Source organism: Bacillus sp. TE8-1, from assembly GCF_008368855.1.
GTDB lineage: Bacteria > Bacillota > Bacilli > Bacillales > Bacillaceae_G > Bacillus_A > Bacillus_A cereus.
On sequence record NZ_QPET01000044.1, the window covers coordinates 1 to 14823 of the forward strand.

Here is a 14823-nt window from a genome sequence, read left to right on the forward strand (position 1 = left end):
TCATTTGACTTGTGTTTTTTTATTTCCCATGAAATAGATTTGGTTCCATTAATAAAAAATTTGAAATATAGTAAGGGATTTTTTGAGCAGAAATACTTAGAAATTGATAAATAAATGGATAATCTTCAGAACCATAACTTCCAAGTAAGTCATACCACCAATCTGTTTCATATCTAGAAATCATGCTTAAATTATAGAGCAATAAATAATGAATGAGGAGTTCAGGTAATATTGGCTTAGGATTTCTAGGGTCAGTCGTAAGTGGCAAATAATAAGTATTAGTAAGATGTTCATAGTATAAAGGAGTACTGTACATAGGATTCCATGATTGAATGGGCGCTGTAAAAAGTAAATTCGATTCATTAGTCTTCTCAGGTACGTGTTGTATTGATAAATGCTTACAAGATGTTTCAATGTAACGAGAAAATCTCTCTTTAGTCATATGTAATCGATCTAGTAGGTTGACTGAAAAGGAGAGCTCATTTTTAATTGTTGAATCAATTTTATATAAAGTTGATCCTTTTTGACTATAACGAAATAAATTTTGTAATTCTGGAATATTTCCCATTAGTTCTAACATGTTAAATTTTTCTGCTTCTAAGTGTTTCATGTGAAACAGTTGTTCTGCAACATGAGTAAACAATCCGTTTTTTTGTACCTTCACCTCATCTTCTAAAAATTGATACCCTTGTTTTTTTCGTTTGCGAGTTGTAACACCATGAGCTAAAACAGTAGTGGATTCAGGATAGTTAGGGTCAATAGTTAGTAGGCATGCTTTAAACAGTTGGCTAATTCCATAAAATAACAACATTGGTTGAATGGAAAATGGAGCTGTCTTATATAATTCATAATAATTTTTCCCGTGTTCTAAGTAATAAATAAAGGGATAACAATTTTCAAAACTTTTTTTTTCTGCATCCTGAATAGAGGATTTTTCATAACAACGGGCAAGATAACGTTGTACATTTTGAGATGAAAAAAAGAAACTTAACTGCTGCCAAGTACAAGATGTTTGATGCATATATTACGCTCCTTTTATTGTCTAAAAATTCTAACATATATATACGTCCTTGACAGTATTTTAACCAATTGATAAGCTACTAATAATAATTTCTGGTATCATAGGGGGAACAATTATGTGGGAATCTAAATTTGTTAAAGAAGGTTTGACTTTTGATGATGTATTACTTGTACCAGCTAGGTCAGATATATTACCAAGAGAAGTAAGTGTTAAAACAGTTTTATCTGAAAGCTTACAGCTAAACATCCCGTTAATTAGTGCAGGAATGGATACAGTAACAGAAGCTGACATGGCTATTGCAATGGCTCGCCAAGGTGGTTTAGGAATTATTCATAAGAATATGTCTATTGAGCAACAAGCAGAGCAAGTTGATAAAGTAAAGCGCTCTGAAAGCGGCGTTATTTCAGATCCTTTCTTCTTAACTCCAGAACATCAAGTATATGATGCAGAACATCTTATGGGAAAATATCGTATCTCAGGTGTACCGGTTGTAAATAATTTAGATGAGCGAAAGTTAGTTGGTATTATTACAAACCGTGATATGCGCTTCATCCAAGACTACTCAATCAAAATTTCTGACGTAATGACAAAAGAACAATTAATTACAGCTCCAGTTGGTACTACACTGGAAGAAGCTGAAAAGATCCTACAAAAGTATAAAATTGAAAAACTCCCTCTTGTTGATAATAACGGTGTATTACAAGGGCTTATTACAATAAAAGACATTGAAAAAGTAATTGAATTCCCAAACTCTGCTAAGGATAAGCAAGGACGCTTATTAGTTGGAGCAGCAGTTGGTGTAACAGCGGATGCTATGCTTCGCATTGATGCATTAGTAAAAGCTAGTGTAGATGCAATTGTACTTGATACAGCACATGGGCATTCTAAAGGTGTTATTGATAAGGTAAAAGAAGTTCGTGCTAAATACCCATCACTAAATATTATCGCTGGAAATGTTGCTACTGCTGAAGCAACGAAAGCATTAATTGAAGCTGGTGCAAACGTAGTTAAAGTTGGTATTGGACCAGGTTCTATTTGTACAACACGCGTTGTAGCCGGTGTTGGTGTACCACAATTAACTGCAGTTTATGATTGTGCAACAGAAGCTCGCAAACACGGTATTCCAGTTATTGCTGATGGCGGTATTAAGTACTCTGGTGATATGGTGAAAGCATTAGCGGCAGGAGCACATGTTGTTATGCTAGGTAGCATGTTTGCAGGTGTTGCAGAAAGTCCTGGAGAAACTGAAATTTACCAAGGTCGTCAATTTAAAGTGTATCGTGGTATGGGTTCTGTCGGTGCGATGGAAAAAGGAAGTAAAGATCGTTACTTCCAAGAAGGCAATAAAAAACTTGTCCCAGAAGGTATTGAAGGACGAGTGCCATATAAAGGACCTTTAGCAGATACAGTTCACCAATTAGTTGGTGGCTTACGTGCAGGTATGGGATATTGCGGAGCACAGGATTTAGAATTCTTACGCGAAAATGCACAATTCATTCGTATGTCAGGTGCCGGCTTACGTGAAAGTCATCCTCATCACGTACAAATTACAAAAGAGGCTCCAAACTACTCGTTATAATGTCTTATATACAAATAGACAGAGATTTGATATCTCTGTCTATTTTTTTTTGATTATGTTAGAATAACGGTTATGTGAGTACATAGATATTGGGGGTAGCAAAAGTGAAAGGTATGTTTTGCAAAAGATTCATTGCTTTGGTAACAGTGCTTACACTAGCTTGTAGCATCTTTATGCCATATAGCAATGCATCAGCTGAAACAGGAGCCGCTTTAAACATTGAAGCAGGTGCGGCAATTTTAGTAGAAGCGAATTCTGGGAAAATTTTATATCAAAAGAATGCAGATGAATTATTATCCATTGCTAGTATGACAAAGATGATGAGTGAATATTTAGTTCACGAAGCAGTGGATAAAGGAAAACTTAAGTGGGACCAGAAAATTAAGGTTTCTGAATATGCATATAAGGTTTCACAAGATGCTTCATTATCAAATGTTGCATTAGAAAATGGTGGCTCTTATACAGTAAAAGAGTTATACGAGGCAATGGCAATCTTTTCTGCAAATGGTGCAACAATTGCATTAGCAGAAGCAATTGCAGGTAAAGAAGTAGACTTCGTAAAAATGATGAATGATAAATCGAAAGAACTAGGGTTGAAAAATTATAAATTTGTCAATTCTACAGGTTTAACGAATAAAGATTTAAAGGGAATGCATCCTGAAGGAACAACAGCGGATGAAGAAAATAAAATGTCTGCAAAGGATGTTGCAACTTTAGCACAACATTTAATTAAAGATTATCCAAAAGTGTTAGATACAGCAAAAATCCCTAAAAAAGAATTCCGTCCAGAAAAAGAGAAGTTTGGAATGTCGAACTGGAACTGGATGTTAAAGGGCTTAGTTAAAGAATATGATGGTGTAGATGGCTTAAAAACAGGCTCAACTCCAGAAGCAGGAGATTGCTTCACTGGTACGGTTGAAAGAAACGGAATGCGTTTTATTTCTGTAGTTATTAAAACAAGTTCTCATACAGCACGTTTTGATGAAACAAAGAAGCTATATGATTATGGATTTGCTAACTTTGAAGTGAAACAAATGTATAAAAAAGGTTCTTCAGTAAAAGGACAAGAAACAGTACGAGTAGAAAATGCGAAAGATAAAGATGTAGCAGTTCAAACGAAACAAGCTATTTCACTTCCAATGCCAAAAGGAAGTAAAGATGTTTATAAAACAGAATTAAAAGAATCAAGTAAGGGACAAGAAGCACCTATTAAAAAGGGAGCTGCGCTTGGTCAAATGGTAATTACGCCAAAAGATACAAACGACCCTGGATTTTTAACTGGTAAGTCACTGCAAGTGGATCTTGTAACGACATCTGAAGTAGAAGAAGCAAACTGGTTTACTCGTGCTATGCGCGGAATTGGTTCATTCTTTAGTGGTATGTGGAATAGTGCTGTTGATACAGTAAAAGGTTGGTTTTAAAAGCTCCTCACGATAGGAGCTTTTTTTTATTCCTATTTTTCATACCGACTTTATGAAAAAGTAGTAGACAAGCATCTGATAGTTAGTGGTAGAATGTAAGAGTATTCTTAATTTTCGCCTTTAACGGGGGAAAGCAATTCACCTAGGGGGGTTTTTGTACATGACAAATGTAACAGGGACAGAACGTGTAAAACGTGGAATGGCAGAAATGCAAAAAGGCGGCGTTATTATGGACGTAGTTAACGCTGAACAAGCAAAAATTGCAGAAGAGGCAGGCGCAGTTGCCGTTATGGCATTAGAGCGTGTACCAGCAGATATTCGTGCAGCAGGTGGCGTTTCTCGTATGGCAGACCCAACAATTGTTGAAGAAGTTATGGGTGCGGTGTCAATTCCGGTTATGGCAAAATGCCGTATCGGTCACCTTGTAGAAGCACGTGTATTAGAATCATTAGGGGTAGACTATATCGATGAGAGTGAAGTATTAACTCCTGCTGATGAAGTATACCATTTAAATAAACGTGATTACACAGTTCCATTTGTATGTGGTTGCCGTGATATCGGAGAAGCTGCACGTCGTATTGCAGAAGGTGCATCTATGCTTCGTACAAAAGGTGAACCAGGAACAGGAAACATTGTAGAGGCAGTGCGTCATATGCGCCAAGTCAATGCAGAAATCCGTCAAGTTGCGAGTCTACGTGAAGATGAGTTAATGACATATGCAAAAAATACTGGCGCTCCTTACGAAGTATTACTTGAAATTAAACGTCTTGGTCGCTTACCAGTTGTAAACTTTGCGGCAGGTGGTGTAGCAACACCAGCAGATGCAGCATTAATGATGCAACTTGGTGCTGATGGGGTATTTGTTGGATCTGGTATCTTCAAATCAGAAAACCCAGAGAAATTTGCACGTGCAATCGTTGAAGCAACGACTCATTATGAAGATTACGAACTAATTGCAAGCCTTTCTAAAGGATTAGGTAATGCAATGAAGGGTGTCGAAATTTCAACGTTATTACCAGAACAACGCATGCAAGAGCGTGGATGGTAATTAAAGGAGAACTTTAAAATGGTGAAAATCGGTGTACTAGGTCTTCAAGGTGCAGTTCGTGAGCATGTAAAATCAGTTGAAGCAAGTGGTGCAGAAGCTGTTGTTGTAAAGCGTATAGAGCAACTTGAAGAGATTGATGGTCTTATTTTACCGGGCGGTGAAAGTACAACAATGCGCCGTCTTATTGATAAGTATGCTTTCATGGAACCACTTCTTACATTTGCAAAGTCTGGTAAACCAATGTTTGGTACATGTGCAGGGATGATTCTTCTTGCGAAAACACTTATTGGCTATGAAGAAGCACATATTGGTGCTATGGATATTACAGTTGAGCGCAATGCGTTCGGACGCCAAAAGGATAGTTTTGAAGCTGCGCTTTCAATTGAAGGTGTGGGTGAAGACTTCGTTGGTGTATTTATCCGTGCGCCGTATGTTGTAGAAGTAGCTGATAATGTTGAAGTGCTTTCTAAGCATGGTGACCGAATGGTAGCGGTAAGACAAGATCAGTTTTTAGCAGCTTCATTCCATCCGGAATTAACAGATGATCATCGTGTGACAGCATACTTTGTTGAAATGGTAAAAGAAGCGAAAATGAAAAAAGTTGTATAAGTAACTTGCAACTTGTATAAGATTATAGTAAATTGATGGTAACAATTTTATAAAATAAGCGTGTTGATAGGAAATAGTAACAAATGTCGTTTCTTATAGAGAGTCGATGGTTGGTGGAAATCGATAGAAACAGTTTGTGAATCCATCCTGGAATGGAATGTGGAATATCTTTTGGATTAGTAAGCATTCCCGGTGAAGAGCCGTTATTTCTACTTGAGAGGAAAGCGGTAATGCTTTCAACTAGGGTGGCAACGCGGGTTAACTCCCGTCCCTTTATATAGGGACGGGAGTTTTTTGTGTTTTATAAAATAAAAGGAGGAGTATATAATGCTTGATATTAAATTTTTACGTACAAACTTTGAAGAAGTAAAAGCGAAATTACAGCATAGAGGCGAAGATTTAACTGATTTCGGACGTTTTGAAGAACTTGATACGAGAAGAAGAGAACTACTTGTTCAGACAGAAGAATTAAAAAGTAAACGTAACGAAGTATCTCAACAAATTTCTGTATTAAAGCGCGAAAAGAAAGATGCAGAAGCTCTAATTTTAGAAATGCGTGAAGTTGGAGAAAAAGTAAAGGATCTTGATAACGAACTTCGTACAGTTGAAGAAGACTTAGAAAGATTAATGTTATCTATTCCAAATATCCCTCATGAATCTGCTCCAGTTGGTGAAACAGAGGATGATAATGTAGTAGCACGTACTTGGGGAGAAGTGAAAGAATTTACTTATGAGCCAAAACCACATTGGGATCTTGCTACTGATTTAGGAATTTTAGATTTTGAACGCGCTGGGAAAGTAACAGGAAGCCGCTTCGTATTTTACAAAGGTGCTGGTGCAAGATTAGAGCGTGCTTTAATTAGCTTTATGCTTGATCTTCATACTGATGAGCATGGATATGAAGAAGTATTACCTCCATATATGGTAAACCGTGCAAGTATGACAGGAACAGGACAACTTCCAAAGTTTGAAGAAGATGCATTCCGTATTGAAAGTGAAGATTACTTCTTAATTCCAACAGCTGAAGTACCTGTAACGAATATGCATCGTGATGAGATTTTAAATAAAGAGCAATTGCCTATAAGATATGCTGCATTTAGCTCTTGCTTCCGTTCTGAAGCAGGTTCAGCTGGGCGTGATACACGTGGTTTAATTCGCCAGCATCAGTTCAATAAAGTAGAGCTTGTGAAGTTCGTAAAACCAGAAGATTCTTATGAAGAGTTAGAAAAGTTAACAAATGATGCAGAACGCGTGTTACAATTATTAGAGTTGCCATATCGCGTTATGAGCATGTGCACAGGCGATTTAGGATTTACAGCAGCGAAGAAATACGATATTGAAGTATGGATTCCAAGCTATGGCACATATCGTGAAATTTCTTCTTGTAGTAATTTTGAAGCTTTCCAAGCGAGACGTGCAAATATCCGTTTCCGCCGTGAACCAAATGGAAAACCAGAACATGTTCATACATTAAATGGATCTGGTCTTGCAATTGGACGTACGGTTGCAGCTATTTTAGAGAACTACCAACAAGAAGATGGTACAATTATAATTCCAGAAGTTCTTCGCCCTTATATGGGAGGAAAAACAGTTATTAAGTAAATTTAAACATTCATCGGTATGAGTGATTGGTAATTATGAGCGTTGTCAGTACTGTAATGTAGGAAGGGGAAAGTAAAATTTTCCTTTCCTCATAATTTATTTTAGTAGGGTTGACTAACTGTTTTTCTTTTGATATTATATTTGATGTCAATATGGAGGTATACCCAAGTCTGGCTGAAGGGATCGGTCTTGAAAACCGACAGGCGGCGAGAGTCGCGCGGGGGTTCGAATCCCTCTACCTCCTCCAGATATAATTGACAACAGCGCATATAAGTGGAGATTGGAGAACTCGTTACCAACACGTAACGAGTTTTTATTTTAAAACCAATCATAAAGTATGGTGTAAGGTAATTTTGTCCTTATTACACACTCATATTCCGATGATTATCTTCATAGATATGAAAGGAGTCAACATGGATCTTATTATACAAACGTTTCCTTTAGATGGAAAAACTTTATATTATGTACAATGTCCTGTCTGTAAGAACAATAGAATTTTAAACAGTGGTGCAAACGTATCACGCATTATTAGTGATGATACATTCCGTAAACTTTGTGGTTGTACTTGTGATGTAAAACCAGCTACGAGTAAAGTAGAGGCGCCAAAACAAGTTAAAAAAGCAGCTGTAAAGAAAGAAGCAGCTCCAAAACGTACAGGTAAAGTATTAACGGCAGTAATTAACGGGAAAGAAATGACTGTTAAAGAGATTGCTGAAGCATACGATATTAGTACAAGTACTGTTCGTCAGCGCATTAACGCAGGAAAACCTGAGAGTGAAATTATTGCTCCAACAAAGAAGAAGTAATTTAATAGGAAAACCCGTGCATATGCACGGGTTTTTTATTTTACAAGTTTACGTGTTTGTTTTAAAAAATGGCCAATTTTTTTTATGATTGGTTCGATTGAATCACCATCTTTTAAAATATCGTACTCATTAATATTTAAGCGTAATACAGGGCATGAATTAAAGTTGTTAATCCAGTTTTCATAACGTCCATGCATTTCTTTCCAGTACTCAATTGGTGTTTGCTGTTCCATTGGGCGCCCGCGTTCTTGAATACGATCGACAATATCATCGAAAGAACCTTCTAAGTAAATTAATAAGTCTGGATGAGGGAAGTAAGGAGTCATGACCATAGCGTCAAATAAACCTTTGTATGTTTCATAATCAGTTTCTGTCATTGTTCCTTTTTCATGATGCATCTTTGCGAAAATTCCAGTGTCTTCGTAAATGGAACGATCTTGAACAAAACCGCCACCATATTCAAAAATTCTTTTTTGTTCCTTAAATCGTTCTGCTAAAAAGTACACTTGTAGGTGGAAGCTCCAGCGAGTGAAGTCCGCATAGAACTTGTCCAAATATGGATTGGAATCTACTTTTTCAAATGATGTGCGATAACCTAAAGCATTAGCTAATGCAGTTGTCATAGTTGATTTACCCACACCTACTGTTCCGGCGATAGTGATTACTGCGTCATTGGGTATATCATATTTTTGCCTTAAATTCATTATTATTTCGACTCCTTTAAGAGAGTATTTTGAAGGGCAGATAGGATAACGTTTAAATCATCAGGATTTTTTACAAAATCCATATCGTCGCCATTAAATTTCAATACTGGTATTTCCGGATGATCTTTTTTAAAAGCATCCATTGCTGTTTCATAATCTTTTGTGAGCTGTAGTAAGTAATTTGGATCCATGTTTTTTTCAAATTCTCTTCCGCGCATGGCGATTCGTTTTTGCAATGTTTCTAGGCTAGCTGTTAAATAAACAATGACATTTGGCACAGGCATATCTTGTGTAAGGATACGATAAATTTGCATGTATTTGTCATATTGAGAGTCTTTTAATGTGCGGGATGCAAAAATTAAATTTTTAAAGATATGGTAATCCGCTACTACTGGTTTCCTTTGATTCAAGTACTTTATGTTAATGTCTTCTAATTGTTTGTATCTATTACAAAGAAAGAACATCTCTGTTTGAAAACTCCATTCGTCGATGTCTTCATAGAACTTTCCTAAAAAGGGATTTTCATCAACAATCTCTTTTAGTAAGTGGAGTTGCATGTGAGTTGAAATTTCCTTCGCAAGTGAAGTTTTTCCAACACCAATTGGTCCTTCAACCGTGATAAATGGTACTCCGGTCACGCTGTTTCCTCCTTTCAATCAGTGATTTACCGTGACTACTAAAAACACAAAACAGAATTATTGTAGCACAAGAGGGAAGCGAGCGGGTTAATTTGATATAAAAAGTTAGAAAATAGATATATGTATTAATTAAATTTTATTTTGGTTGATGATGTTATATTTGCTTTCAATGTAGTTTCCATTATTTTTAAAGCATGTATATTATCTTGGTCGTTGTTAGAGGCGATACAATCCTGTGGTACATACAATTTATAATTTCTCATATGAGCATCATTAGCTGTAAATAGGATACATATATTTCCAGCGACCCCTGTTAATATTAGATTTTCTATTTTTAAATAACCTAGTAATGAATTTAAAGGTGTTTCATAAAAAGCGGAATAATGTGGTTTAATAAAAATGTACTCATCAAAACTTGGAGCAATTTTATGGATTATATTTTCGCTATATTCATTTGTGCAATGAGTAATAAGTTGGTCGATATCAGATCTCCAAAGTTGATAATGGTCATTAACGTAAATTATAGGATAGCCGAAGGATTTCATTTTTTTCTTTAATTGTAAAATAGGGTTTGTTATAGTTTCGCATTTTTTAGCTAGAATGGGTCCGTGGGAAAATTGAAAGTCATTAATCATATCGATAATGAGCAAGGCGGTATTTTTCATATGTAATCCCCTCTCTTTTTTCTTTTAGGGTGGATTGAATTTGTAAAAGTTATCCCCTGTGTAGTAAATGGAAATAAGTGTACTTTATTTGTAATGAAAGGACTATGTTATGGAACAAGATCAAGATATTTATTTTATGCAATTAGCGATAGAAGAAGCTAAAAAGGCAGAGGAAATACAGGAAGTACCAATTGGAGCAGTTATAGTGTTAGATGGTGAGGTAATTAGTGTTGCCCATAATTTAAGGGAAACTGAGCAAAGATCAATAGCTCATGCTGAGTTGCTAGCGATAGATGATGCATGTAAAAAATTAGGGACATGGCGTTTAGAAGATGCGACATTGTATGTAACATTAGAACCTTGTCCAATGTGTGCGGGTGGAATTGTTTTATCACGAGTGAAGCGAGTTGTATATGGTGCAAGTGATCCGAAGGGCGGATGTGCAGGGACATTGATGAATCTTTTAACGGATGAACGCTTCAATCATCAATGTGAAGTAGTATCTGGGGTACTAGAGGAAGAATGCGGTACGTTGTTAACAAACTTTTTTAGAGAGCTTCGTAAAAAAAGAAAAGCAATAAAAAAATTAGAGAAGAATACTGGGAACTAACGTATTTGCATTTTCTAAAGAAACAAGTTATACTGATAATGCCTTTAATGAAGGCAACCGAATATTGGTTTTAACTTTGCCGTGCTAAGCGGGGAGGTAGCGGTGCCCTATACTCGCAATCCGCTCTAGCGAGGCCGAATCCCCTCTCGAGGTTATGTTGCTGTAAGGTCTGCCTTAAGTAAGTGGTGTTGACGTTTGGGTCCTGCGCAACGGGACCCCGTGAACCTTGTCAGGTCCGGAAGGAAGCAGCAATAAGCGGGTCTTCTCGTGTGCCGCAGGAGTGCCTGAACCGAGCTAACTGCTTGAGTAACGCTTATGGTACGTAATCGACGGAGGGTGCACGGCAGTTATATATGTATACAAAACTCACCTTAATACAAAGGTGAGTTTTTTGTATAGAAAATAACTTTTGGAATCTATAAACAGAATGGGTTATAATAAATGAGATAATAACCTTTGAGGGAGGCCGTATTTTCGTGTCATACCAAGCGTTATACCGAACATGGAGACCGCAAAAGTTCGAAGATGTAGTCGGTCAAAAGCACGTGACAAAAACGTTGCAAAATGCCCTTCTTCAAGAGAAAGTTTCACATGCTTATTTATTTTCTGGCCCGAGGGGAACAGGAAAAACGACAATTGCAAAAGTATTTGCAAAAGCAATTAACTGTGAACATGCTCCGGTAGCTGAACCTTGTAATGAATGTCCTTCTTGTTTAGGAATCACACAAGGATCCATTTCAGATGTATTAGAAATTGATGCGGCTTCAAATAACGGTGTAGATGAAATTCGAGATATTAGAGATAAAGTAAAATATGCTCCAAGTGCTGTAGAATATAAAGTATACATTATTGATGAAGTTCACATGCTTTCTATGGGTGCATTCAATGCGCTTTTAAAAACCTTAGAAGAGCCGCCAGGACATGTTATCTTTATTTTGGCGACAACAGAACCTCATAAGATCCCACCTACAATCATTTCACGTTGTCAGCGCTTTGAATTCCGAAAAATATCAGTGAATGATATTGTTGAGAGATTATCAACGGTCGTGACAAATGAAGGTACGCAAGTGGAAGGTGAAGCATTACAAATTGTTGCGCGTGCTGCCGAAGGTGGTATGCGTGACGCGCTTAGTCTTATTGATCAGGCTATATCTTATAGTGATGAGATTGTTACGACAGAAGATGTATTGGCCGTAACAGGATCTGTTTCTCAGCAATACTTAGGCAATTTAGTAGAGTGCATACGTGAAAATGATGTATCAAGAGCATTGCAAATCATAGATGAAATGATGAGTAAAGGGAAGGATCCAGTTCGTTTTATGGAGGATTTCATTTACTATTATCGTGATATGCTTTTATATCAAACTTCACCGCAACTAGAACATATGTTGGAACGAGTAATTGTAGATGATCAATTCCGTAAGTTGAGTGAAGAAATGCAACCGGAAGTGATCTATGAGATTATTCATACCCTTAGTAAGGGACAACAGGAAATGAAGTGGACAAATCATCCGCGTATTTTCTTAGAAGTTGTTATGGTGCAATTGTGTCAACAGTTTATGATGCAAGCAAATGGTACAGATCGTTTGCAAGCAATTATGAACAGGATGCAGCAACTGGAGAAAGAGTTAGAGCAAGTCAAAAAGAACGGTGTGCCAGCTGGTGTACAACAGGAAGTAAGAGAGACACGTGCAACACCAAAACCGGTACGAACAGGAAGTATGAAAATTCCTGTCGGACGTGTAAATGAAGTATTAAAACAAGCGAAGCGTCAAGATTTAGAACAATTAAAAGCTGTATGGGGTGAGTTGTTAGGAAGACTCAAATCATATAACAAAGTAGCGTTTGCCGTTTTACTTGAAAATAGTGAACCAGTGGCAGCTTCAGATGACACTTACGTTTTAGCATTTCAATATGAGATTCACTGTAAGATGGCGAGCGAAAATCGAGAAGCTATGGATACAGTAGAACAAGCTTTATTTGAATTGCTAAGTAAAAGGTTAAATATGATTGCCATTCCAAAAAGTGAATGGGGTAAAATCCGTGAAGACTTTTTACAACGTGAAGGTGGAGAGTCTGAAGAAAGCCCGGAGAAAAAGGAAGACCCTCTTATAGAAGAGGCAGTGAAGTTAGTAGGGCAAGAACTCATTGAAATAAAAGAGTAATAATAATTAGGAGGAATTAATTATGATGCGTGGCGGAATGGGAAATATGAATAACATGATGAAACAAATGCAAAAGATGCAAAAGGACATGGCGAAAGCACAAGAAGAGCTTGGTGAAAAAACAGTTGAAGGTACAGCTGGCGGCGGAATGATTACAGTTATTGCAAATGGTCACAAGCAAATTCTTGAAGTGAAGATTAAAGAGGAAGTTGTAGATCCAGAAGATATCGAAATGTTACAAGACTTAGTATTAGCTGCAACAAATGATGCACTTAAAAAGGCTGATGAGCTTTCAAACTCTACAATGGGTAAATTTACAAAAGGCTTAAACTTACCAGGTGGAATGTTCTAGGAGGATATTGATACATGCATTATCCAGAACCAATATCAAAACTAATCGATAGTTTTATGAAGTTGCCAGGTATCGGACCGAAAACAGCGGTTCGATTGGCATTTTTCGTATTAGATATGAAAGAAGATGATGTGTTAGGTTTCGCGAAAGCACTTGTAAATGCGAAGCGAGATTTAGCGTACTGTTCTGTATGCGGACATATTACTGATCGTGATCCTTGTTATATTTGTAATGATTCACATCGAGATCAATCAGTTGTTTGTGTCGTGCAAGAACCGAAAGATGTAATCGCGATGGAAAAAATGAAAGAGTATCAAGGTGTATATCATGTGTTACGTGGTGCGATTTCTCCTATGGAGGGAATTGGACCGGAAGACATTAATATCCCGCAACTCTTAAAGCGACTACATGATGAAACGGTACAAGAAGTGATATTAGCAACAAACCCTAATATTGAAGGGGAAGCTACAGCGATGTATATCTCCCGCCTCTTAAAACCTACAGGCATTAAAGTAACTCGTATTGCACATGGTCTGCCAGTTGGTGGAGATTTAGAATATGCAGATGAAGTGACATTATCCAAAGCGTTAGAAGGGCGCAGAGAAGTATAAGAGGAGAAACAAAAATGTTCTTTCAAAAAAAGGGTAAATTGCGTAAAGAGTATGACGATAAGTTAATTGTACTTTTGGAAAAAGTGAAGAATGAGTGGTTACGTCAGAAGAGAATGGTCGAACAAAGTGTAGAACCGTCTCAAGATGTCATTTGTTCTTTGAAAATAGCAGAGGCGAAATATTTCTTTTTGTTGAAAGAAGCAAAGCGTCGTCCTGTAAAAATGGAACAATGGTAAAAGGTTCTGCTTTCTAAGCAGGCCTTTTTATTTTGTTTTTTTAATGCTGAGGTATTGTTTTATTTAGTTTATATGAAAGAGATGCCGCTTATGATACCTGTTCTTTTTTATTGTCTTGTCCCATACAAATAGATGTATAGGTCATTCATAAGGAGGAAAAAATGAATTCTACAATTATTATTGTTGGCATTCTTACTTTAGTATTTATTTTTCTTGTTTTTGGTGTCGTCTCTAAGCCATTACGTTTTATAGGTAAGGTGATTTTTCATGTTACTTTAGGAATAGCATTGCTTTTTATCGTAAATGTTGTAGGGACATATTTTGATTTTCATATCCCAATTAACATGGGTACAGCAGCAATAACGAGTTTATTAGGCCTACCAGGTGTGGCAGCATTAGTGATTATTAAGCTTTATATCATGCCAAGATAAAATTATTTTGGCATTTTTTTTAAAAGTGTTGACTATTAAATGATCAATATGCGTAAATTAATAACGTCGACAGGAACGAAATAAAAAACTTAGTTGACAGATTTAACGCGAAATGTTAACATAAGGAAGTCGCAAATGAGCGACCAAGTAGTTCTTTGAAAACTGAACGAAACAAACAACGTGAAACGTCAATTTTTATTTTAGATGCTAGACAAACTAACTTTATTGGAGAGTTTGATCCTGGCTCAGGATGAACGCTGGCGGCGTGCCTAATACATGCAAGTCGAGCGAATGGATTAAGAGCTTGCTCTTATGAAGTTAGCGG

At 36.8% G+C, this 14823-nt stretch carries 16 protein-coding genes, 1 tRNA gene, 1 rRNA gene, 1 other RNA gene and 1 other annotated feature; of the genes, 15 read left to right on the forward strand and 4 right to left on the reverse strand.

Annotation, left to right across the window (positions count from 1 at the left end):
• Positions 1 to 19 precede the first annotated feature (19 nt).
• Positions 20 to 1021: a YaaC family protein gene (locus DN404_RS29115; protein ID WP_000554287.1), complete on the reverse strand. Its 1002-nt coding sequence runs from the start codon at positions 1019 to 1021 to the stop codon at positions 20 to 22.
• 115 nt (positions 1022 to 1136) lie between these two features.
• Here DN404_RS29115 and guaB point away from each other — a divergent pair, with 115 nt between their 5' ends.
• From guaB to DN404_RS29150, 7 genes are all read left to right on the forward strand, one after another.
• Entirely contained in the window at positions 1137 to 2600 is a 1464-nt protein-coding gene (gene guaB / locus DN404_RS29120; RefSeq protein WP_000264088.1) for an IMP dehydrogenase, read from the forward strand.
• Between the two features lie 113 nt (positions 2601 to 2713).
• Positions 2714 to 4021: a D-alanyl-D-alanine carboxypeptidase DacA gene (dacA, locus tag DN404_RS29125; RefSeq protein WP_149215800.1), complete on the forward strand. Its 1308-nt coding sequence runs from the start codon at positions 2714 to 2716 to the stop codon at positions 4019 to 4021.
• A gap of 160 nt (positions 4022 to 4181) precedes the next feature.
• A complete protein-coding gene (gene pdxS / locus DN404_RS29130) occupies positions 4182 to 5069 on the forward strand; it encodes a pyridoxal 5'-phosphate synthase lyase subunit PdxS (protein WP_000186165.1) in 888 nt (295 codons plus the stop codon).
• A gap of 18 nt (positions 5070 to 5087) precedes the next feature.
• Entirely contained in the window at positions 5088 to 5678 is a 591-nt protein-coding gene (gene pdxT / locus DN404_RS29135; protein WP_119682818.1) for a pyridoxal 5'-phosphate synthase glutaminase subunit PdxT, read from the forward strand.
• Between the two features lie 54 nt (positions 5679 to 5732).
• Positions 5733 to 5954, forward strand: a binding site (T-box leader).
• Between the two features lie 51 nt (positions 5955 to 6005).
• Complete coding sequence (serS, locus tag DN404_RS29140) at positions 6006 to 7280, forward strand: serine--tRNA ligase (protein ID WP_000884187.1); 1275 nt, start codon at positions 6006 to 6008, stop codon at positions 7278 to 7280.
• A gap of 154 nt (positions 7281 to 7434) precedes the next feature.
• Positions 7435 to 7527, forward strand: a tRNA-Ser gene (locus DN404_RS29145).
• 166 nt (positions 7528 to 7693) lie between these two features.
• Entirely contained in the window at positions 7694 to 8086 is a 393-nt protein-coding gene (locus tag DN404_RS29150; RefSeq protein ID WP_000364193.1) for a sigma factor-like helix-turn-helix DNA-binding protein, read from the forward strand.
• Positions 8087 to 8121: 35 nt separating this feature from the next.
• On the opposite strand, the gene DN404_RS29155 is transcribed toward DN404_RS29150, so the two are convergent.
• From DN404_RS29155 to DN404_RS29165, 3 genes are all read right to left on the reverse strand, one after another.
• The gene (locus tag DN404_RS29155) at positions 8122 to 8790 is read right to left on the reverse strand and encodes a deoxynucleoside kinase (protein ID WP_001053585.1); all 669 of its coding nucleotides are present in this window, start codon (positions 8788 to 8790) and stop codon (positions 8122 to 8124) included.
• A gap of 2 nt (positions 8791 to 8792) precedes the next feature.
• The gene (locus DN404_RS29160) at positions 8793 to 9428 is read right to left on the reverse strand and encodes a deoxynucleoside kinase (protein ID WP_000148218.1); all 636 of its coding nucleotides are present in this window, start codon (positions 9426 to 9428) and stop codon (positions 8793 to 8795) included.
• A 125-nt stretch (positions 9429 to 9553) separates the two neighbouring features.
• Entirely contained in the window at positions 9554 to 10093 is a 540-nt protein-coding gene (locus DN404_RS29165) for a cysteine hydrolase family protein (RefSeq protein WP_000798724.1), read from the reverse strand.
• Positions 10094 to 10202: 109 nt separating this feature from the next.
• On the opposite strand from DN404_RS29165, the gene tadA reads away from it, so the two are divergent.
• The 8 genes from tadA to DN404_RS29210 form a co-directional block, all read left to right on the forward strand.
• On the forward strand, positions 10203 to 10703 hold the full coding sequence (tadA, locus tag DN404_RS29175; RefSeq protein ID WP_000434329.1) for a tRNA adenosine(34) deaminase TadA: 501 nt from the start codon (positions 10203 to 10205) through the stop codon (positions 10701 to 10703).
• 79 nt (positions 10704 to 10782) lie between these two features.
• Positions 10783 to 11047, forward strand: an RNA gene (gene ffs, locus DN404_RS29180) — signal recognition particle sRNA large type.
• Between the two features lie 132 nt (positions 11048 to 11179).
• Positions 11180 to 12868, forward strand: coding sequence for a DNA polymerase III subunit gamma/tau (gene dnaX / locus DN404_RS29185; protein WP_000121587.1), 1689 nt, complete (start codon positions 11180 to 11182; stop codon positions 12866 to 12868).
• A 25-nt stretch (positions 12869 to 12893) separates the two neighbouring features.
• A complete protein-coding gene (locus tag DN404_RS29190) occupies positions 12894 to 13220 on the forward strand; it encodes a YbaB/EbfC family nucleoid-associated protein (RefSeq protein ID WP_014894853.1) in 327 nt (108 codons plus the stop codon).
• A 14-nt stretch (positions 13221 to 13234) separates the two neighbouring features.
• Positions 13235 to 13831, forward strand: a complete 597-nt coding sequence (gene recR / locus DN404_RS29195; protein WP_000559169.1) for a recombination protein RecR — start codon at positions 13235 to 13237, stop codon at positions 13829 to 13831.
• Positions 13832 to 13845: 14 nt separating this feature from the next.
• A complete protein-coding gene (locus DN404_RS29200; RefSeq protein WP_000466019.1) occupies positions 13846 to 14067 on the forward strand; it encodes a YaaL family protein in 222 nt (73 codons plus the stop codon).
• A gap of 161 nt (positions 14068 to 14228) precedes the next feature.
• Positions 14229 to 14498 (forward strand): pro-sigmaK processing inhibitor BofA family protein, encoded by a 270-nt coding sequence (locus tag DN404_RS29205; protein WP_001089276.1) that lies wholly within the window; start codon positions 14229 to 14231, stop codon positions 14496 to 14498.
• Positions 14499 to 14720: 222 nt separating this feature from the next.
• Positions 14721 to 14823, forward strand: a 16S ribosomal RNA gene (locus DN404_RS29210); the annotation flags it as partial.

Excerpts from the sequence above, each read along its gene's own strand:
- dacA (WP_149215800.1), top strand. The coding sequence starts at position 2,714 with ATGTTTTGCAAAAGATTCATTGCTTTGGTAACAGTGCTTACACTAGCT.
- DN404_RS29165 (WP_000798724.1), bottom strand. The coding sequence starts at position 10,093 with ATGAAAAATACCGCCTTGCTCATTATCGATATGATTAATGACTTTCAA.
- recR (WP_000559169.1), top strand. The coding sequence starts at position 13,235 with ATGCATTATCCAGAACCAATATCAAAACTAATCGATAGTTTTATGAAG.
- DN404_RS29200 (WP_000466019.1), top strand. The coding sequence starts at position 13,846 with ATGTTCTTTCAAAAAAAGGGTAAATTGCGTAAAGAGTATGACGATAAG.
- DN404_RS29205 (WP_001089276.1), top strand. The coding sequence starts at position 14,229 with ATGAATTCTACAATTATTATTGTTGGCATTCTTACTTTAGTATTTATT.
- pdxS (WP_000186165.1), top strand. The coding sequence starts at position 4,182 with ATGACAAATGTAACAGGGACAGAACGTGTAAAACGTGGAATGGCAGAA.
- serS (WP_000884187.1), top strand. The coding sequence starts at position 6,006 with ATGCTTGATATTAAATTTTTACGTACAAACTTTGAAGAAGTAAAAGCG.
- tadA (WP_000434329.1), top strand. The coding sequence starts at position 10,203 with ATGGAACAAGATCAAGATATTTATTTTATGCAATTAGCGATAGAAGAA.
- pdxT (WP_119682818.1), top strand. The coding sequence starts at position 5,088 with ATGGTGAAAATCGGTGTACTAGGTCTTCAAGGTGCAGTTCGTGAGCAT.
- DN404_RS29155 (WP_001053585.1), bottom strand. The coding sequence starts at position 8,790 with ATGAATTTAAGGCAAAAATATGATATACCCAATGACGCAGTAATCACT.
- guaB (WP_000264088.1), top strand. The coding sequence starts at position 1,137 with ATGTGGGAATCTAAATTTGTTAAAGAAGGTTTGACTTTTGATGATGTA.
- DN404_RS29150 (WP_000364193.1), top strand. The coding sequence starts at position 7,694 with ATGGATCTTATTATACAAACGTTTCCTTTAGATGGAAAAACTTTATAT.
- DN404_RS29190 (WP_014894853.1), top strand. The coding sequence starts at position 12,894 with ATGCGTGGCGGAATGGGAAATATGAATAACATGATGAAACAAATGCAA.
- DN404_RS29115 (WP_000554287.1), bottom strand. The coding sequence starts at position 1,021 with ATGCATCAAACATCTTGTACTTGGCAGCAGTTAAGTTTCTTTTTTTCA.